General features: G+C 66.7%; 18 protein-coding genes. 6 read left to right on the forward strand and 12 right to left on the reverse strand.

The window, feature by feature from the left end; all coding sequences use genetic code 11:
* Nucleotides 1-76 precede the first annotated feature (76 nt).
* Nucleotides 77-400: a hypothetical protein gene (locus ACFQEY_RS08635; RefSeq protein ID WP_379767243.1), complete on the reverse strand. Its 324-nt coding sequence runs from the start codon at nt 398-400 to the stop codon at nt 77-79.
* Nucleotides 401-500: 100 nt separating this feature from the next.
* A complete protein-coding gene (locus ACFQEY_RS08640) occupies nt 501-1,124 on the reverse strand; it encodes a DUF5813 family protein (RefSeq protein WP_379767246.1) in 624 nt (207 codons plus the stop codon).
* A 202-nt stretch (nt 1,125-1,326) separates the two neighbouring features.
* On the opposite strand from ACFQEY_RS08640, the gene ACFQEY_RS08645 reads away from it, so the two are divergent.
* Nucleotides 1,327-2,679: a carboxylate--amine ligase gene (locus ACFQEY_RS08645; protein WP_379767248.1), complete on the forward strand. Its 1,353-nt coding sequence runs from the start codon at nt 1,327-1,329 to the stop codon at nt 2,677-2,679.
* 378 nt (nt 2,680-3,057) lie between these two features.
* Here ACFQEY_RS08645 and ACFQEY_RS08650 read toward each other — a convergent pair whose 3' ends face one another.
* From ACFQEY_RS08650 to ACFQEY_RS08665, 4 genes are read right to left on the reverse strand one after another with little or no spacing between them, the layout of a single operon-like run.
* The gene (locus ACFQEY_RS08650; RefSeq protein ID WP_379767251.1) at nt 3,058-4,203 is read right to left on the reverse strand and encodes a deoxyhypusine synthase; all 1,146 of its coding nucleotides are present in this window, start codon (nt 4,201-4,203) and stop codon (nt 3,058-3,060) included.
* A gap of 50 nt (nt 4,204-4,253) precedes the next feature.
* Nucleotides 4,254-4,526, reverse strand: a complete 273-nt coding sequence (locus tag ACFQEY_RS08655; RefSeq protein WP_379767254.1) for a ubiquitin-like small modifier protein 1 — start codon at nt 4,524-4,526, stop codon at nt 4,254-4,256.
* A 22-nt stretch (nt 4,527-4,548) separates the two neighbouring features.
* Nucleotides 4,549-5,985 (reverse strand): cation:proton antiporter regulatory subunit, encoded by a 1,437-nt coding sequence (locus ACFQEY_RS08660; protein WP_379767257.1) that lies wholly within the window; start codon nt 5,983-5,985, stop codon nt 4,549-4,551.
* Entirely contained in the window at nt 5,982-7,253 is a 1,272-nt protein-coding gene (locus ACFQEY_RS08665) for a potassium channel family protein (RefSeq protein ID WP_379767260.1), read from the reverse strand. The genes ACFQEY_RS08660 and ACFQEY_RS08665 overlap by 4 nt, the downstream gene beginning before the upstream one ends.
* A gap of 162 nt (nt 7,254-7,415) precedes the next feature.
* Here ACFQEY_RS08665 and ACFQEY_RS08670 point away from each other — a divergent pair, with 162 nt between their 5' ends.
* Nucleotides 7,416-8,606, forward strand: a complete 1,191-nt coding sequence (locus ACFQEY_RS08670) for an NAD-binding protein (RefSeq protein WP_379767263.1) — start codon at nt 7,416-7,418, stop codon at nt 8,604-8,606.
* A 93-nt stretch (nt 8,607-8,699) separates the two neighbouring features.
* Here ACFQEY_RS08670 and ACFQEY_RS08675 read toward each other — a convergent pair whose 3' ends face one another.
* The 6 genes from ACFQEY_RS08675 to sdhC all read right to left on the reverse strand — a co-directional run bounded on the left by ACFQEY_RS08675 (nt 8,700) and on the right by sdhC (nt 13,517).
* Nucleotides 8,700-9,335: a uracil-DNA glycosylase gene (locus tag ACFQEY_RS08675; protein WP_379767266.1), complete on the reverse strand. Its 636-nt coding sequence runs from the start codon at nt 9,333-9,335 to the stop codon at nt 8,700-8,702.
* 112 nt (nt 9,336-9,447) lie between these two features.
* Nucleotides 9,448-9,675: a TrmB family transcriptional regulator gene (locus ACFQEY_RS08680; RefSeq protein WP_379767269.1), complete on the reverse strand. Its 228-nt coding sequence runs from the start codon at nt 9,673-9,675 to the stop codon at nt 9,448-9,450.
* 243 nt (nt 9,676-9,918) lie between these two features.
* Nucleotides 9,919-11,748, reverse strand: a complete 1,830-nt coding sequence (locus tag ACFQEY_RS08685; RefSeq protein WP_379767272.1) for an FAD-binding protein — start codon at nt 11,746-11,748, stop codon at nt 9,919-9,921.
* Between the two features lie 73 nt (nt 11,749-11,821).
* Entirely contained in the window at nt 11,822-12,712 is an 891-nt protein-coding gene (locus tag ACFQEY_RS08690; protein WP_379767274.1) for a succinate dehydrogenase/fumarate reductase iron-sulfur subunit, read from the reverse strand.
* 3 nt (nt 12,713-12,715) lie between these two features.
* Nucleotides 12,716-13,090, reverse strand: a complete 375-nt coding sequence (locus ACFQEY_RS08695; RefSeq protein WP_379767277.1) for a succinate dehydrogenase/fumarate reductase transmembrane subunit — start codon at nt 13,088-13,090, stop codon at nt 12,716-12,718.
* A gap of 1 nt (nt 13,091) precedes the next feature.
* Nucleotides 13,092-13,517, reverse strand: coding sequence for a succinate dehydrogenase, cytochrome b556 subunit (sdhC, locus tag ACFQEY_RS08700; protein WP_379767280.1), 426 nt, complete (start codon nt 13,515-13,517; stop codon nt 13,092-13,094).
* A 298-nt stretch (nt 13,518-13,815) separates the two neighbouring features.
* Here sdhC and ACFQEY_RS08705 point away from each other — a divergent pair, with 298 nt between their 5' ends.
* From ACFQEY_RS08705 to ACFQEY_RS08720, 4 genes are all read left to right on the forward strand, one after another.
* A complete protein-coding gene (locus tag ACFQEY_RS08705) occupies nt 13,816-14,010 on the forward strand; it encodes a cold-shock protein (protein WP_004046659.1) in 195 nt (64 codons plus the stop codon).
* A 137-nt stretch (nt 14,011-14,147) separates the two neighbouring features.
* The gene (locus ACFQEY_RS08710) at nt 14,148-14,948 is read left to right on the forward strand and encodes a TetR/AcrR family transcriptional regulator (RefSeq protein WP_379767283.1); all 801 of its coding nucleotides are present in this window, start codon (nt 14,148-14,150) and stop codon (nt 14,946-14,948) included.
* Nucleotides 14,949-14,981: 33 nt separating this feature from the next.
* Nucleotides 14,982-16,334 carry an MFS transporter gene (locus ACFQEY_RS08715; RefSeq protein WP_379767286.1) on the forward strand — a complete coding sequence of 451 codons (1,353 nt, stop codon included), beginning with the start codon at nt 14,982-14,984 and terminating at the stop codon, nt 16,332-16,334.
* Nucleotides 16,335-16,751: 417 nt separating this feature from the next.
* The gene (locus ACFQEY_RS08720) at nt 16,752-17,594 is read left to right on the forward strand and encodes a plastocyanin/azurin family copper-binding protein (protein ID WP_379767289.1); all 843 of its coding nucleotides are present in this window, start codon (nt 16,752-16,754) and stop codon (nt 17,592-17,594) included.
* Nucleotides 17,595-17,697 lie beyond the last annotated feature (103 nt).

Consider the following 17,697-nt stretch of genomic DNA (forward strand, 5'->3'; position numbering starts at 1 on the left):
GCACCATCGTCCTCGCTCCGAATTCGTACCGTCGACGTTGCTCCGAATCCGCACCGTCGACGTTGCTCCGATCACCTCACTGGGCCTCCGGAAGTTCGTACTCCTCCGGCGACGGGACGTAGAGGTAGTCGATCGCTGCGCCGAGCACGATCGGGAGCGCGATGAGCAGTCCGAACACGATGGTCGGACTGCCGAGGTCGATGCCGACGCCGACGTTCACCACGCCGGTGAAAAACAGCGTCGAGAACAGCAGCAACATCGGCGTCAACACGATCGTGTAGACGACGGCACCCCACGAGGTCGACAGCCGGAGCCGGAAAAAGCGAGTCGTCATGCCGGCGACGAGCGTGTGGGCGGCAACCAGGGCGATGAGGCTGACGAACCCGATCAGCGCGAGCATACGCCGCGTACGGGCTCACGGCATTTGCCCCTATCGCCCGCGGTGAGGAAACCGACCGGGGCGCGGTACGCGTCGGCGCGCCGCGAGCCGACGGTGCGAGCTAGAACCCGCCGTCGGTACCCTGTCTGCGCGCCGCCGAGAGCAGCCCCGCCACCGGATCGGTGTACTCGTAGCCGGGGATCACGCCTTGCACGTAGGTCCCTTCGACGAAGTCGATCAGCGCCCCGGCGTCGTCGACGCCGAGTCGCTCGTTGCCGTCGATCAGCTCGAATTCGACGACGATCTCATTGGTGCCAATCTCGACGACCGGGTCGAACTCGCGGTCGCGGCGCGTGACGCCCCCCACGTCGATGACACGGAGCTCGAACGTCTCGGCCCAGCCCTCCTCGACGACGTCCGCGACCTCGTCGGCCGTCACCGCGGAGAGGGTCGGTACCCGAACGGTCACCGCGAACCGGACCCGACCGTCCGAGGCTGGCTCGGCACGAACCTCGCCGTCGAACGGTGTCGTTTCCGCGGTCCAGACCTCGGCTTCGTCTCCGTTGGCTCCGCGATACTCGTCGTTCTTCTCGCCCTTGTCGCTCCCCTCGCTCCCCTCGCTCACGTCGGAACCGTCGGAAACATCGGAACTGTCGGAACCGTCGGAACCGTGGCCGGCCGGTTCGAAGGAGCCGTGTTCCGCGAACGCGCGTCGGACCCGGTCGCGGACATCGCTCTCGCTCATGACCGATCGGAGGCGGTACGCGAGTAAAAGCGCGTTGCGTCCGGGGCACCGTGAATCCGGGTCACCACCCCCCCCATCTCGACTCGCGGTCGGTCGCTCGCCATCGGAGTTGCATGCCAGCTCGGTAGTGTCACGCCGGATCGGTAGTGGCACGCCGGGCCGGTACTGGTGTGCCTTTGTACCCCGACCGGCCATACGGGGTATGGCAGAGCAGTTCCTCTCGACGGCGGCGCTGACCGACGCGATCGCGGACGCGACCTTCGATCGTCCGCCCGCGCTCGTCAGTAACGCCCACGTGACCGGGCTGGGGGTCGCCCGCGCGCTCGACGCACACGACGTACCCGTGATCGCGCTCGATCGCGCCGCCGGGGACGGGACCGGCGGCGACGGCGGCGCGGTCCGTCACGACGGGGTCGCGCCGCCGTCAGCCGCCGTCGACTTCGCGGGCGCGGTGACGTACCCGCTCGACGATCTCGGTGGGTTCCGCGAGGACGTCGAGGCGGTCGTCGACGCCGTGGGAACCGAGGCTGTCGCGTTCGGCTGCATGGACGAGTGGGCCCTCGCGTACGCGCGGGCCGACCCCGAGGGCGTCCGGCTGCCTTTCGCCGGGATCGACACCCTCGACGACGTGTTGAACAAGTCTGCGCTGTACGCGACCTGCGAGGAACTCGGGGTGCCGTACCCGGAGACGTATCGGCTGACGGAGACGGACGGAGCGGAGACGGGGACGGACTGGGCGACGGGGACGACCGAAGCGTCAACGGGGAAGCCGGCCGCCGCCGCCACGCTCGACGAGGCCGCCGAGGCGATCGGCTTCCCGCTGGTCGTCAAACCGGAGTTGAAACGAGAGTTTGAGGAGGCGTTCGGCACCAACGTGATCGAGGTCGCGGATCGAGCGGAGTTCGCGGACGTGGTCGCGGCCGCCCGCGAGGCGGGGATCGCCGTGATGGCTCAGAAGCGCGTCGACATCGCCGCCGGGAGGGACCACTCGCTCGCGTCGTACGTGCCGCCGTCGGGAGTCGAAGACGCGCTCGCGGTGGTCGGCAACGCCGCGGTGCGGTACCCCCGTGAGTTCGGGACGTCGTGTCTGGTGCGGACATCCGACGAGCCGGCGATCGAGGAGCGCGCGCTCGCGGTGCTCGACGACGCCGGCTACCACGGGATCAGCGAGGCGGAGTTCGTCTACGACGCCGACCGCGAGGAGTTCCTACTGCTCGACGTCAACACCCGACCATGGAAGTGGATAGGTATGCCCGTCGCCGCCGGGGCGAACCTCCCGATGGCGGCGTACGCGGCTGTCACCGACGCGTCGTACGAACCGACCGAAACCCGGCCGACCCGGTGGGCGTCCCTCCGCGACTACATGGCGCTGCTCGCGGGCGACGACGCGGTCTGGGACCAGCTGTCGGCCGCCGACTGGCGGCGGCTCGTCTCCGGCGAGTTCGAGGCGGAGGGCGACCTAACGACCGCCGTCTACCGGCCCTCCGACCCCGCACCGGTCGCGAAGCTGTTCGAAACCGAGTTCGTCGACCGCGACTACTACTGCGCCTGTTAAACGACCGATCTTAGGAGGTTCGGCCCCGAAAACCGTAGATACCGCGACGCAAGCCGCTACGGCGGGACACAGCGGGTGCACGGATGATACCGCCGACAGCGACGTGGTATTTAAATAAGCGAGCGCGGCGACGGGGCGCGAAGCGCCTCTGGCAGCCGGCGGCGAAGCCGCCGGCGGCTGGGGCTTCGGACGTGTTCACCTCGCCAGCAACGACTTATAAACACTCGACTGGAACGTTGTGAGTAGTCACCACGTCGCCGACAGCAACGATTTATATATAACTGGCTGGGTGTCGGAGATGCTCACTGCGCCGTCGACGCAACAACGTATAACACGTCGATTGAATCAACGCATAAATGGCCGACGACTATGACGGAGCTATTCCACGCGTTCGCGGGCCGCCGCGATCAGCATCGGCAGCATGACGGTCGCGTCGCCGTGGACGGAGGCGTTGCGCGCGTCCTTCTCCAGTTTCCCCCACGATCTGGCCTCCTCGAGGCTCGCGCCGGAGAGCCCGCCGGTCGCCTCGGGGTCCATCGTAATCTGGACGGCGTAGTCGTACGCGCGCGGCGTCACGAGCATCGTCTGTAAGGTGAAGTTCTTCGGAACGCCGCCCCCCACGAGGAGGCAGCCGGCGTCGTCGGCGTCGAACGCGAGGTCCGTCAGCTCGGTCATGTCGTCGAGCGCGTCGAGCGTGAAGTCCGCCGTCTGGGCGTACATCCACGCCTGCAGCCCGAGGACTGAGTCCTGCACCGCGGGACAGTAGACGGGCACGTCGCACTCGTAGGCGGCGGCGGCGACGCCGGGGTCCTCGGCGACGCCGTCGCGCTCGTTGACCGCGGCGTTCGCGCGACCGAGTTCGCGGGTGAGGTCGGCGATCGAGACCGCGCCGTTCGCCTCGCCCCCGTCGACCGCATCGTCACCGTCGCTGTCGACGTCGCTGCCGCCACCCCCGTCGGCGTCCGGGTCCGCCTCCAGTGGGGGGAACACCTCCTCGCGCAGGTGTCCCTCGAAGTCCGCGAAGTGCTCCTGGGGCAGGTAGACGTTGTAGATGCGGTCGACGCCCTCGTCGCGGAGCCCCTCGTCGTGCTCGCGGGGGCTTTTCTCGGGGTCGTGAGTCCGGCCGTGGTGGTGTTTCCCGCCGATCGCCTCGATGGAGTCGTGCGTGAGGTTCGCGCCCGTCGTCACCAGCGCGTCGACGTAGCCGTCGCGGATCAGCTCGGAGACGATCCGACGCATCCCGGCGGGAACCATCGCGCCCGCCAGCGAGAGGAACACGGTGCAATCGTCGTTCGCGAACATCTCCGCGAGCACGTCGCCCGCCTCGTTGACCGCGGCCGCGCCGATGCCCGCCTCGCCGTACCCGTCGACCAGCTCGCCGACCGTCATCCCGGGCGTTGCGCGGGTGTGTCCGACCGGGTCCTCGTCGAATTCCTCGCGGTGCGGTCCGTCGTGGGCACCGTCGGCCCCCGGGTCTTGGTCGTCGTCGCCGTCGGGATTACCGTCGCTGTCGCCGTCGCTCATGCCGCGGACTGGGTCGGCGCGACGCTTGAAACGACCGATCCGTCGCCCGTCTAGCCGCCGCTCACAGGCGGGAACAGCGCGAGTTCGTCGCCCGCCTCGATGGTCGTCTCGAGTCCGTCGTCGTGATACACACTCCGACCGTTCCTGAGAACGTTGATGTGATCTGCGACCTCGCCGTCGTCGAGTATCCGATCGCGGAGGTCTGGATGTGCGTCGAGCAGATCGTCGAGGGCGTCGCCGACCGTGTCGCCCGGTCCCGCTGCCACCGGGGCGACGCGATCGCCGACTATCTCCGAGAGGTCCGCGAACAGCTTCCACTCCATACGTGACCCCGGCGCGGACGCCTCAAGAGCGTTGCGCCCCGTCCGCCGTCTCCTCCTCGTCTGCGGGCGGGGATCCCTCGGAGTCGGTCCGGTTGACGGAAGCGGATCCCCCCGATCCGTCCCCGGAGGTGTCATCGGGCTCGCCGGAGCTGTCTCCTTCGGCCGGCTCGGATTCGCCGGAGCGATCCCCGCTCGCGGCGTCCGACTCGAACCGGCGGAGCGCGTCCGGGCGGCCGACGAGGTACACGAGGTCGCCAGCCTCGAACGCGTACGACCGCGGCGGAATCGGTCTGACCGCCCCCGACGCCGGACGGACGGCGGCGACGACGGTCCCGACCTCGCCGACGGTGCTTCCGACGAGGGCGCTCCCCGCCTCGACCGCAATCGCCGCCATCGTCTCGTCTGCGGTCCGCAACAGCGACGCGAACTCGCGGTCGGCCTGCGGCTCCGCCGGGAGCGTCACGAGCCGGTACCCCGCTTCGTCGACCAACTTCTCGGCCTCCGACTCGTCGAGCGCGACGGTCGCCGCGTCGCCGGCGACGCCGCGCAACTCGCCGGTCGCGACGCGTTTCGCCTCCGGCTCCGCCCGCCACACCTGGACCGCGTCCCCCGCAGTGGCGTTGTTCGGCGGATCCGCCGCCACGGCGATCGCCGCCGATCCCGGGGCCAGCGTCGGTCCGAGCCCGGCTGCCCGGGAGCCGACCGCGAAGTACTCGACCTCGCCGTCCTCGGACACGTCGACGTCGACGTACCCGACGCCGTAGTCGCTTTTCACCCGCGAGACGAGGCGTTCTCGGAGCTGTTCGCCGGAGAGCTTCCGGGCGAAGAGCAGGGTCTTCCCGGCCAGCTCCGCCTTCTTCTCCGGAGAAACCGGATCGTAGGTGTCCATGTCCTTGACGTCCTCGGCCTCCGGAAGCGTGACGGCGGTGAATCGTCCGACAGCTCGGACGATCCCGCTCAGCTCTCCCTCCAGCTGCCTGGCTCCCGAGAGCGCGAACACGTCGACCGCGAGGCGATCGCCGACATATCGACCGACCGGGGCCGTGACTGCGGCGACTCCGAGCGAGACAACGTTGAAGAACACGCGCTCCGGTTCGAGCAGCGCCGGCGAGTCGCCGCCGGCGACCGCGCCAAGCGAGGTCGTGTTCAGGTACAGCGCGACGACCGCGACGCCGAGGAGCGCGGTGACGCCCTCGGGTACCTCGTCGCGGAAGTACCAGCGGTACGTCAGCGCGGCCGATCCGGCGACGACCGCGGCGAGGATCGCGAACGTGGCGAGGGTGACCGCGGCCTGTCGCGGTCGAGCGAAGCCGACCTCAACGGCGGTCCCGTCGACGACGAGGAGACCGACGGCTCCCACGGCCGGTTCGGCGATAACCCCGCTCGCACCGGCAAGCTCCGCGATCGCACCGGTAGCCCCCGCGACCGCACCGGTAGCCCCCGCGACCGCACCGGTCATCGCGCGACCTCCGCGAAGCTGTCGAGGGCGTTCCGGCTCCCGACGACGAACAGCTCGTCCCCGGCCGACAGCGGCTGCGTTCCGCTCGGAGCGATCGTCCACGACTCGTGACGGGCCGCGAGAACGGCGACGTCGTACGTTTCGCGAACACCGACTTCACCGATCGTGTGGCCGTCGAGGGGACCGCCGGCGACGACCGTCGCCTTACGGAAGCGGTTGCCGGCGCGCCGCAGCAGCGTCGTGAGTTCGTACTCCCGGCGCGTGCCTCGCGAGAGTACCAACACGCGACCGCGGTCCGACCGCAGGAGCGCCGCCGCTTCCGATCTGTCGACCGCGACGGTCACCCGCCCCTCTCCGCCTGTCGTCGTCGGAGCGACGGACGGCGCGGTCGGGGTCGCAGGCGAGGCCTCTCCGCCGTCGGTTCGAACGTCGTCGTTTCCGCCGTCACTCCCGGTACCCTCGGCCGCCTCCGTCGGTTCCGCCTCGGTCCTCGACTTGACTGCCCCGCTTGACCGGGCGGCGAGCACCGTTCCGTCGACAGTGCGATCTGGGACGATCACCCGGACGAGATCGCCGCGCGCGATGCCGGTCGGAACGAGCGCCGGTATCGACACCGCCCGCTTCCCCGCCGGAACGCGCTTCGAGAGCGCGCCCGTCGGCGGCGCGGCGGCCACGGTCGCGCGCGCTCGCTCGTCGATTCGAACCGCAACGTCGGCGAGATCGAGTTCGGTCAGCAGCCGGTCCGCGAGTCGGTTCTCCAACTCGACGAGCGGAAGGTCGGCTGGGAATGTCCACTCGCCCTCGACGATCGCGCGGCGAGTCTCGACCGGTAACGAGGGGTACCCCTCCATGTCGTTCACCTCGCCCGCGATCTCCACGTCGACCCGGCCGCGGCCGCCGACGAGTTCGATCACGTCGGTCGAGAGCGTCCGATCGCGGAGCCGCTGGAGGGAGATCCGCTTCGGAACGCTCGCGCCCAGCATGTCGCCCTGCGCGTGGGCGTACAGCGAGAGCATCAGGATGACCACGATCGCCGTGAGGATCGCGGGAGCGCGCTCGGAGGTCCGGATGGTCTCGTCGTTGAGCGCGAGCAGCCCGCCGTTGATCCCGGCGATCGCCAGCGCGAGGACGACGACCCCGAGCCCGGGTATCGTCACCCCGGTGACGTATTTGAACACGAACCCGAGCACGCCGGCCACCAGCGCTGGAACGATCCCCGTGATGACGCCGAGGTAGATCCCGAAGACGATTTCGACGGGAAGTGACATACGCCTTCCAACCGGCGGAACGGTTAAACCGCTATCGGCGCGTCGGTCGACGCGATCTCGCTCGCTGAGTGCGTGATCCGCGCTCGCGGGGGACGCCTCCTCGTTCGTGGGAGCCCACCCGACGCTCGCGGGGTTTAAGTTCGGCGTCGGCGACGCCACCGTATGGAACGGACTCGCGACTGGGTGACCGTGCGGGCGTCGATCGCCCTGACATTCGCGGTCGCGATCCTGTCTATCCTCGCCGGGCTCGCGCAGATCGGCGGGCTCGGCGTCGACGGGCCGCTCACGCCGTACGTTCCAGACGTCGTCCGCCAGACCGTCGGATTCACCGGGACGATAACCGGCTTCTCGATGCTCGGCAGCGGGTTCGCGCTGAAGAACGGGTACCGCGTCGGCTGGTACTCGACGGCCGTCCTCCTGCCGCTGACGGCGATCCAGGGGCTGATGCAGGCCTCGGTGCTGTCGTTTCCGCTGGTCGCGCTCTCCGCGCTGTCGGTTCCGGCGCTCGTCTACAACCGCGGACGGTTCGACCGTCCGTTCTCACCCTCGCCGACGCAGCTCGCGGCGGCGGCGGCACTCGTCACGGCGATCTCGTACGGGACGATCGGATCGTACGCGCTCCGCGACCAGTTCGAGGGGATCGAGACGATCGTCGACGCGTTCTACTTCACGGTCGTCACCGCCTCTACGGTCGGCTACGGCGACGTCACCCCGGCGACCGGCCCGGAGGCCGACATCGCTCAACTGTTCGTGCTCTCCTCGCTCGTGATGAACGTCGCCGCCTTCGCGGTGGCGCTCGGGGTCCTGCTCACGCCCGCCATCGAGGCGCAGCTCTCCAAGGCACTCGGAAAAATGACGGACAACCAGATAGACCTCCTCGACGACCACGTCCTCGTTCTCGGCTACGGGGATCTGACGGAACCGATTCTCGAAGAACTCGACTCCCGCGCCGGCGTCGAGTACGCGGTCGTCACGACCGACGAGACCGCCGCGCGGCGGCTCGGCGAGCGCGAGATCCCGGTGTTCACCGCGGATCCGAGCGACGTGGAACCGCTCGAACGGGTCAACCTCGAAGGGGCCCGCGCGGTCGTCGTCGCGACCGAAGACGACGCCCGCGACGCGCTCGCGATCTTGACCGCCAGACAGCTCAATCCGGACGTGCGGATCGTCGCGGCGGCGACCCAGCGGGAGAACGTCGACAAGCTCCGGCGAGCGGGCGCTGATCAGGTAATCTCGCCGTCGACGCTCGGGGGACACATCCTCATCGACTGCGCGTTCGGCGCGGAAAGCGACGACGCGACGGCGGATCTGCTCGGCGACGCGATCGACGACGTGACCGACCTCGACGACTGAGACGACTGTTCTCCACCTCAGCGACTGCTCTCCACCACAACGACTGCTCTCCGGCTCAGCGACTGCTCTCCGGCTCAGCGACTGCTCTCCAGCTCAGCGGCTCTGTCTCCCTTTCGTCTGCCGGTAATCTCGGCTCAGAACGTTCTCTCGCACGTGATCCCGGAACGCGTCCGCCTCCGCGTCCGTCATCTCGTCCGGTTCCGTCATCGGCACCAGCTCGAATCCGCGGCCGCGGATCGTCGTTGCGTGCTCGTCCTCGATGTCGAAGGAATCGGGCCGGCGCGTCGTGTACTCGATCGCGAGCTCGCGGAGCGGTCGCTCCCCGACCGGAACGATGATCTGCGGATTGATCATGCGAATCTCCGCGTTGAGGAACGGCTCGCAGGTCTCGACCTCCCGTTCGGTCGGCTCGCGTTCGGGGTGGCGACAGCGCGTCAGGCTCGTGAAGAAGACGTTCTGAACGTCCGGTTCGGCGGCGTCCGGCGGCGATCGCACGAACCCGAGGTCCGCGAATATCGACTGGACCCGCTCGCCCCCGCGGTCGCCGGTGAACGGGACTCCGTTGGCCTCGGCGGCCGCGGTTGGCCCGGTTCCGACTACGAGGAACTCCGCGCCCACGTCGCCGTAGCCGTGTACGACTCGGTCGCGCGGGCCGCACAGCTCGGGACAGTTCTCGCACGCCTCGTCCATCCCGAACGGATTTCGGAACTCCTGTTGATTCGCGTCCACGCCGGCACTGCGTCCCGCGAGCCCCTAAACGCTCCGCCGCCCCGCGCGGGCATCACATGCCGGAATCGAGTGCAACTTGCGACGGAATCAAGTGCAACTCGCTGCGGATCGATTAGTTCAGAGCGTACGTGTCCCCGTCGCAGTCGATCATCCCTTCCTTCCGGAGGGTTTTCAGGATGCTGTACAGCGAGAGTTTCTTCATGCCGAGCGAGTCGCCCATTTCGGAGACCGTCGCGTCGCCGTTCGTCGTCAGATACAGGTACACGAGCTTCGCGCGCGGAGACTGCAGCTCCGGCGGCAGCGCGGGCCCCGCGGCGCGTGCCGTCTCTGTCTCTATCATCTTGTCCGAGCGGATGGGTTCGACGATAATAAATCCCCTATTCAACGATCGTCGAAATACCGTACACTGGCCGTTCGGGCTTCCTTCCGCGGGATGCGTGTCATCTCTGGCGTCGCCGCGTGAGGTGCAACCGTCTCTCGGAACGAAACGGGCCGGCGCTTTCGACCGATGACGGATAGGAAACCGTTATGGATCCGGAACGACCGTCACGAAAATCGGCTCAGTACGATCGATCCGTCCGGCTCAGTACGATCGATCCTTCGGCTCGTACGTCTTGTTCTCGCCTTCGAGAATCGTCGGCTTGTACCAGAGTTCGGGCTCGCCGTCGTTCCACGAGACGAGCGTGTGTTTCAGCCAGTTTTCGTCGTCGCGCTCCTGACGCTCCTTCCGCCAGTGAGCCCCGCGGAACTCCCGCCGTGCGAGCGCACCCATCGTCAGCGCCTCGGCGATGTCGAGGATGTTCCGCGTCTCCATCGTGTGAATGAGATCCGTGTTGAACGTCCGAGACGGGTCCGAGACCGCGACGTCCTTGTACGCCTCGCGAGCCTCGTGGAGGTCACCGAGCGTCTCTTCGAGGCCGCCCGTCTCGCGGAACACGTTGACGTTCGCCGTCATCGTCTGCTGGACCTGCGACCGGACCGTCGCGTGGTTGCGACCCTCGCGTTCGAGGAGCGCCTCGACGCGGTCTTGGGCCTGCTCCACCGCGGCGGAGAGCACGCCGTCGGGGTCCGTCGCCACCGCGCCGCCGTCGGCCGCGGCGGGTCCCTGTCCGCCGGTCTCGCCGACCTCGACGTCGAACTCGTAGTCGGCCGGCTCCCAGTCGCCCTCCTTCCCGGTCGTGATCTCCGCCTCGCCCATGTCCTCTCCGGCGGCGTGACGCCCCGCCCGCTTGCCGAAGACGATGAGTTCGGGCAGCGCGTTCCCGCCGAGACGGTTCGCGCCGTGGACCGACGCGCAGGCGCACTCGCCGGCCGCATACAGCCCGCCGATCGCCGTCTCACCGTGCTCGTTGGTCTCGATGCCGCCCATCGCGTAGTGCTGGCCGGGCTTGACCGGCATCGGTTCCGTCAGCCCGTCCGCACCCTCGAAGTCCTCGGCGAGGTGGAGGATGTTCTCCAGCCGATCGAGGATGCGCTCTTCACCGAGGTGCCGCATGTCGAGGTGGACGTACTCGTCCTCGATGCCGCGCCCTGCGTTGACCTCCGTCAGCTCGGCGCGCGAGACGACGTCGCGAGAGGCGAGCTCGCCGTCGTTGTTCGCGTACCCGTGTTCGAACATGAACCGCTCGCCCTCGCGGTTGTAGAGGATTCCCCCCTCACCGCGGACGCCCTCCGAGATCAGGACGCCCGTCGACGGCAGCGTCGTCGGGTGGAACTGGATGAACTCCATGTCTTCCATGGGAACGCCGGCCCGGTACGCCATCGCGACGCCGTCGCCGGTGTTCGCGACCGCGTTGGTGGTGTGGTCGAACACCTGCCCCATCCCGCCCGTGGCGAGTATGACGCCGTTCTCGGCGCGGAAACCGTTAATCTCGCCGCTCTGGATGTCGTAGGCGACGACGCCGTGGCAGGTGCGGTCGGCCGGGTCGTCCTCGCCGGTGACGGCCAGGTCCATCACGTGCCACTCGTCGTACACCGTGATTCCGCGTTTGACCACCTGCTCGTACATCGTGTGGAGCATCTGGTGGCCGGTCTCAGCCCCGGCGTACGTGGTCCGCGGGAAGGACAGTCCGCCGAACGGCCGCTGGGAGACGCGCCCGTCCTCCTCGCGGGAGAACGGCATGCCCCAGTGTTCGAGCCGAATGACCTCCTCCGGGCTCTCCCGACAGAGGGCCTCAACCGCGGGAGCGTCCCCGAGGTAGTCCGACCCCTTCATGGTGTCGTAGGCGTGGTCCTCCCAGGAGTCTGCGTCGCGCAGCGCCGCGTTGATGCCCCCCTCGGCCGCTCCCGTGTGCGAGCGGACCGGGTGGAGTTTTGTGACCATGGCCACGTCGGCCCCGGCTTCCTGTGCCGCGATCGCCGCCCGGAGTCCCGCCCCCCCAGCGCCGACAACGATGACGTCGTGTTCGTACATTGGTAGTATGAGTTCTGTGTCGTGTGGTGTGAGTTCTGGTAGTTCCGAAGTTCCTTGAGCGTGTCTCTGACCGTTACCAGAACTTCAGGTTGTTCTTGACCGCTTCGCGCTTCAGCTCCTGGATGTGCTCGGTGAGAGGGATGTCCTTGGGACACACCTCGGTACAGGAGAACTGCGTCTGACACCGCCAGACGCCGTGCTCCTGCTCGATGATCTCCAGCCGTTTCTGCTTGATGTCCTCGCCCTCGCGCTCGTCCATCGCGAACCGGTACGCCTTGTTGATCGCGGCGGGACCGAGGTACTCGTTGTCGCCCGCGGCGATGTTACACGATGACATACACGCGGCACACCAGATACAGCGCGTGGACATCTTCACCTTCTCGCGGTTCTCCCGCGTCTGTCGCTGTTCCTCCAGTTCGCCCTCAGGGTACTCGGTCGTCTGGAAGTACGGCTCGACCGCCTCCATCTGTTCGTAGAAGTGCTCCATGTCGACGACGAGATCCTTCGTCACCTCGGCGTGCGGGAGCGGTTCGACGCGGATCGGCTGATCGAGGTCGACGATCTGAGTCTTACACGCGAGCTTCTGCCCGCCGTTGACGAACATCGCGTCCGACCCGCACACCGCCTGCCGACAGGAGTGCCGGAACGTGAGCGAGGAGTCGTAGTTGTCACGCGAGTACATCAGCGCGTCGAGGACCGTCATCCCCTTCGTGAACGGGACGTGGAACGTGTCGAACCGGGGATCCTGTTTCCCCTCGACCTCCGGGTCGTACCGGAACACCTTCAGTTCGACCGTCTCCTCGTCGGCGGCCGCCCTCTCTGCCTCCTCGGCCTGCCGCCGCTCGCGCTCCTCCGCGGCGCGGCGTCGCTTCTCCGCGCGTCGCTCGTCGCCCTTGGAGCCGGCCTCTGCGTCGGGTTCGGTCTCGCTCGATTCGTCGGTCTGGTTGGGAATCTGCGTACTCATTGTTTACAACAGCGGGAAGCCGCCCGCCCACGCGTTTGCGGTGCGAATCCCTTGGAACAGCAACACGACGCTCGCGGCGACGAGCGTCCACTTGATAACCGTGCGCTTGGTGCCGGTCAGGCCCTGGTTGACGAGCGCGTTGTACACGCCGTTGACCCCGTGGAACGTCGCCGTCACGAGGAACAGGATCATCAGCGAGTAGTAGCTCAGCTGCTCCATCCGCGCCGAGCTGGCGAGGAACGAGACTTCATCGGCGTGGTGAACGAAGTGGAGCAGGAAGAAGTGGAACGCCAACACGACGAGCAGGAACGCCGCCGTGACCCGCTGGAGGAGCCACATCCGACCGCCGGAGGTGAACGAGGAGTAGCGCTCGGCCATCTCAGAACGCCCCCGCGATGAACGTCGGCACCGACGCGACGGTGATCGCTCCGGTCAAGATCAGCGACGCGTAGAAGCTCTTGTCCTGTGCCTCTAGCCCGACCCCGAGATCGACGAGGAGGAGCCGGGTGCCGTTGAGCATGTGGAAGACCGCGACCGCGAGCAACCCCACCTCCAGAATCCGCACCAACAACAGCCCTTCGAGGCTGACGATCGTCTGGGTGTACACGTCTTCGCCCGCCATCAGCGCGGCCTCGCTCGCGCCCGCTGCCGGGATTCCGGTACTCAACACGGCGATGTGGGTGAACAGGTAGCCGATGAGCACCCACCCCGTGAACTTGTGGAAGATCCAAGCCCACATCCCCGCCTCGAACTCCCGCCAGCGGCTGAAGTCCTCGATGAGGCCTCGATTGTACGACTGACTCATACCTAACGGGTCAGCACCGAGGTCGTATAGTAGTTACTAACACGGCGGACGCTTCGACCAGCGACCCCGACGCCCAGAGGGAATTCCGACACGACTTGGAACGCCGCGATCGGGGGTCGTCCGGATCGAACTGTACCGCCTCGATCCCTGTTCCCACCTCCCGGTCACGGCAAACCCGAGTCACTCGGCAGCGGCCGAATTCGAACCTCCCGACCGCAGCCCAAACCGTGCCTCCCGTTCGCAGGGGCGTTGCGGTCACGGAAGGCTTTTATGTACACCTCCCGCCAGTACGGACGCAATGGCGAAAGGCGAAGTTGATTTCTTCAACGACACTGGCGGCTACGGATTCATCGAGACTGACGACGCGGACGAAGACGTGTTCTTCCACATGGAGGACGTCGGCGGCCCGGACCTGGAGGAGGGTCAGGAAGTCGAGTTCGACATCGAGGAAGCGGACAAAGGTCCGCGCGCGACGAACGTCACCCGTCTGTAACCGCTGACGAAGACGTTCCAAGGGAGTATCGGCTTTTTGACCGTACTACGTCCGTGAGCGGTGGCTGTCGGTGTCGAGGGCCCGCCTCGTCCTCCGACCGATAGGAATTTATTCGTCGTTGACTGACTGGTCAGTCAATGAGCGACCAGCCGAGCGCGGCCGACGAGATCATGAACGGGGTCTATCGCGCGCTCCGCGCCCACGGCTACGCCGACGCAACGATGCAGGACATCGCCGACGAGTGCTCGAAGAGCAAGTCGCTGCTCCACTACCACTACGACACGAAGGAGGAGCTGCTCGTCGCCTTCCTCGACCACGTCATCACCGATTCGGAGCGTCGGATCGAGCTGCACGCGGACGACCCGCCGGCGGAGCGGCTCGCGCAGTTCCTCGGGTGGTTCGTCTTCGAGGCCGACGCGGTCGACCGCGAGGCGTTCCACATCGCCCTGTTGGAGCTGCGGACGCAGGGCCCGTTCAACGAACGGATCCGCGAGCAGTTGGTTCGGAGCGACCGGCTGCTCCGGGGCACCGTCGCCGACATCCTCGCGTCGGGAATCGAGGCCGGCGTCTTCCGCGATGTCGACGTCGACGAGACGGCCGCGCTGCTCGTCGCGGCGGTCGACGGCGCGCGCACGCGACAGATTACCCTGAGCGGGGATGTCGATGTCGGCGAGGGCTCCATCGGAGGACCCGACGACGGTGAGGACACCACTGGGGGATACGACGACGCCGACTCTCCCTACACGCGGACGGTCGCGGAAGCGACCCTTCGGCGCGTCGTCGAACCCCTGCTCGCCGAGGGCGTCGAGATCCCGTCGCTCGCGGACGGCATCGCGGAGATGACACCAGAAGACGCGGGAGAACGCGAAGACGCGGGAGAACGCGAAGACGCGGGAGAACGCGGAGACGCGGGAGAACGCGGAGACGTCGACGAATGACGCGGCCCGTGCGTGCGAACGGGGACGACTGAAATGGGGTGGCTCGGCGTCGATCGGCCCCCGACGGTCCTGCTCGCGGTGATCGCGAGCACCTTCTTCGTCGGATTCGGCGGCGGAGTCGTCTTCCCGATCCTTCCGAATCTCGGCGCGGTGCTCGGTATCTCGGCGTTCATGGTCGGCGTCATTCTCTCCGCGAACCGGTGGGTTCGGCTGGTCGCTAACGCGCCCGCCGGCGCGCTCGTCGATCGATACGGGACGCGGAAGCCGTTCGTGTACGGCCTGCTCATCGAGGGGATCGCGACGCTCGGGTACGTCGTCGCGCTCGGGATGCCGTCCGCCGATTCGCTCCGATGGCTCGCCGCGGCGCTGCCGGCGGGATCGGTCGGATCGATCGCCGTCGGAGCGGACTGGTGGATGACGCCGATCGCCGCGGCCGTCGCCCCGGAGACCTGGTTCCTGCTCGCGCGGATCCTCTGGGGGCTCGGCTCCGCGGCGGTGTTCGCGACCGCCTACACCATCGCCGCCGACCTCTCGGACAGCGGCTCGCGGGGGACGAACATGGGCGTCGTCCGCGGTGGAATCACGTTGGGATTTCCGGCCGGACTCGTGCTCGGGGGGATCGTCTCGTCGCTCGCGGGCAACGCCGCCGCGTTCACCGTCGCGGCCGCGTTCGCGCTCACCGCGAGCGTCGTCGCCCACCGGTACGTTCCCGAGACGCACGTCACCAGCGAGCGGACCGAGGACTCCGTCAAGCCGTGGGACGTGGACACCTCCCTCCCCGCTCTCACCGTGGGGCTCGTCAACTTCGGACTGCTTTTCGCGTACATCGGGGCGCTGTTTTCCACGCTCGTCCTCTTCCTCGGCGAGAATGAGATCTCGCTGCTCGGGCTCGACCCGCAGGGGACTTCGGGGCTGTTCATGGCCGGGACCGTGCTCTCGGCCTCCGTCTTCATGCTCCTCGGGGGGCGGATATCGGACACGCGGGAGTCGCGGACGCCGATCCTACTGACGTTCCTCGTCGTCTCCTGTCTCGGGTTCCTGCTCCTCGCGCGGTCGGGGTCCGTCGTCGACCTCGCGCTCGCGTGCGTCTTCATCGGAGCCGGGCAGGGCGGGACGAGCGGACCGATGATGGCGCTGCTCGCCGATCTCACCCCCGCCGATCGGATGGGTCGTGCGTCGGGGACGAACAACGTCTTCGGCGACGTGGGCGGGGGACTCGGCCCGATGGTGTCGCTCCCGCTGATCGACGCCGTAGGGTTCGCGCCGATATACGCCGCCTGTGCGGTGCTCCCGCTCGCAGCCGGCGTCGCGCTGCTGCTCGGCGTCCGCCGCGAGACGGGAACGTTTCTGCCCGGTCGCACCGCGGGAGAGGGTGCCACGGAGTGATTGCTTATAAATAGAGGCGCGGTGGGGGAACCGATTCGTTTCCGAGTGGTACGGCCCCCAAGATCGCCAATAAGAGTAATTGAGACATCTGCAAGCCCATTCTCACACATTATTCAACTGAACTGTCGTAAGACCATTCATATTGGGTCGGTCAGTATAGAAGGGTCATCATATCTAGCCGGCGATCCAGATAATCCAGATCAATCACCGGCAGGCCGAACGTACCAGAGCACACAGTCGCCCCGTTGTCTATCCGTATATTCTCCGATGGCTACACTTACCCCATTTTTGACATAGGTGAATAAGACTGTATCTGTGGTAAAATTATATTACGCTCGATACCACACACTCTCTGCATTGTACTACGGTATTTATTTTGTTTATACTAATATCGATAGATCAATCAATTAAGATCGCATGGTGGCGAATGACAAATCGACATCGAACGAGGAGAGCAACGGGATCATCGATCGGTCCCGCCGAAACGTACTGAAAATCACGGGCGCTGGTGCTGGATTGGCCACACTGGGTGCCTTTAGCATGACCGGAGCGGGCCAAGAAGACGAGACCACACCCACCGATGACAGTGGCGCGAGTGATCACTTCATAGCCGATCTCACGGATCCAGTATTCGGTTACCCCCTTGCACAGGGAGAAACTGAAGACCTTTCCGTAGAGCACGTCGTCGACGTAATGGTTCAGGAAGGTTCGGGTGACCACGAGAGTTTCCCAGAAGAGCCTGACGAGGACGCTCCCGGGGAACTGCTGGAAGTGCCGGCGGAGTTCTTCTTCGATCCCGTTGGGCTTCACGTCGAACCGTCCGAAGTCGTCCACTTCAACGATGTATCCGGGCTTCATACGGTAACGGCGTTCCACGATAAGTTCGTCGACGGTGACCTCCAGATCCCGAATCGAGTTCCGGAGGACGTCCCCGGATTTACCTCGCCGCCCATGATGCCTGGCGAGTCCTGGGTATACCAGTTCAACGAGAAAGGAGTGTACGACTACTTCTGTTTCCCCCACTTGGGGCTCGGTATGGTGGGACGGATCGTTGTCTTCGATCCCGAGGAAGACGATGTGGAGTCAGAGGAGTTCTCCGCGCCGGAGGGTGAACTTTTCCCTAACGACGAACGCGTGCTCTCCGCGGAGGAGCTTGAACCAGCGAACATCGTCGAGCAAGGGTCCGTAGCTTGGGCGGATCTAACGATATCGGAACAATCGCCGGCGGAAAACGGAACCGAAACCGAAACCGAAAGCTAAACGCATCTCCCGGGATCCGACGCAAACAGCAGCTGACCGGACCGAACAACCGCTCATTCGGCCCACATCTTTGCTGGATTTCTTCTCTAGATGTAGCACCAGC

The organism is Halorubrum trueperi (assembly GCF_042662525.1).
GTDB classification, from domain to species: Archaea; Halobacteriota; Halobacteria; order Halobacteriales; family Haloferacaceae; genus Halorubrum; species Halorubrum trueperi.

Excerpts from the sequence above, each read along its gene's own strand:
- ACFQEY_RS08635 (WP_379767243.1), bottom strand. The coding sequence starts at position 400 with ATGCTCGCGCTGATCGGGTTCGTCAGCCTCATCGCCCTGGTTGCCGCC.
- ACFQEY_RS08640 (WP_379767246.1), bottom strand. The coding sequence starts at position 1,124 with ATGAGCGAGAGCGATGTCCGCGACCGGGTCCGACGCGCGTTCGCGGAA.
- ACFQEY_RS08645 (WP_379767248.1), top strand. The coding sequence starts at position 1,327 with ATGGCAGAGCAGTTCCTCTCGACGGCGGCGCTGACCGACGCGATCGCG.
- ACFQEY_RS08650 (WP_379767251.1), bottom strand. The coding sequence starts at position 4,203 with ATGAGCGACGGCGACAGCGACGGTAATCCCGACGGCGACGACGACCAA.
- ACFQEY_RS08655 (WP_379767254.1), bottom strand. The coding sequence starts at position 4,526 with ATGGAGTGGAAGCTGTTCGCGGACCTCTCGGAGATAGTCGGCGATCGC.
- ACFQEY_RS08660 (WP_379767257.1), bottom strand. The coding sequence starts at position 5,985 with ATGACCGGTGCGGTCGCGGGGGCTACCGGTGCGGTCGCGGGGGCTACC.
- ACFQEY_RS08665 (WP_379767260.1), bottom strand. The coding sequence starts at position 7,253 with ATGTCACTTCCCGTCGAAATCGTCTTCGGGATCTACCTCGGCGTCATC.
- ACFQEY_RS08670 (WP_379767263.1), top strand. The coding sequence starts at position 7,416 with ATGGAACGGACTCGCGACTGGGTGACCGTGCGGGCGTCGATCGCCCTG.
- ACFQEY_RS08680 (WP_379767269.1), bottom strand. The coding sequence starts at position 9,675 with ATGATAGAGACAGAGACGGCACGCGCCGCGGGGCCCGCGCTGCCGCCG.
- ACFQEY_RS08685 (WP_379767272.1), bottom strand. The coding sequence starts at position 11,748 with ATGTACGAACACGACGTCATCGTTGTCGGCGCTGGGGGGGCGGGACTC.
- ACFQEY_RS08690 (WP_379767274.1), bottom strand. The coding sequence starts at position 12,712 with ATGAGTACGCAGATTCCCAACCAGACCGACGAATCGAGCGAGACCGAA.
- ACFQEY_RS08695 (WP_379767277.1), bottom strand. The coding sequence starts at position 13,090 with ATGGCCGAGCGCTACTCCTCGTTCACCTCCGGCGGTCGGATGTGGCTC.
- sdhC (WP_379767280.1), bottom strand. The coding sequence starts at position 13,517 with ATGAGTCAGTCGTACAATCGAGGCCTCATCGAGGACTTCAGCCGCTGG.
- ACFQEY_RS08705 (WP_004046659.1), top strand. The coding sequence starts at position 13,816 with ATGGCGAAAGGCGAAGTTGATTTCTTCAACGACACTGGCGGCTACGGA.
- ACFQEY_RS08710 (WP_379767283.1), top strand. The coding sequence starts at position 14,148 with ATGAGCGACCAGCCGAGCGCGGCCGACGAGATCATGAACGGGGTCTAT.
- ACFQEY_RS08715 (WP_379767286.1), top strand. The coding sequence starts at position 14,982 with ATGGGGTGGCTCGGCGTCGATCGGCCCCCGACGGTCCTGCTCGCGGTG.
- ACFQEY_RS08720 (WP_379767289.1), top strand. The coding sequence starts at position 16,752 with ATGGTGGCGAATGACAAATCGACATCGAACGAGGAGAGCAACGGGATC.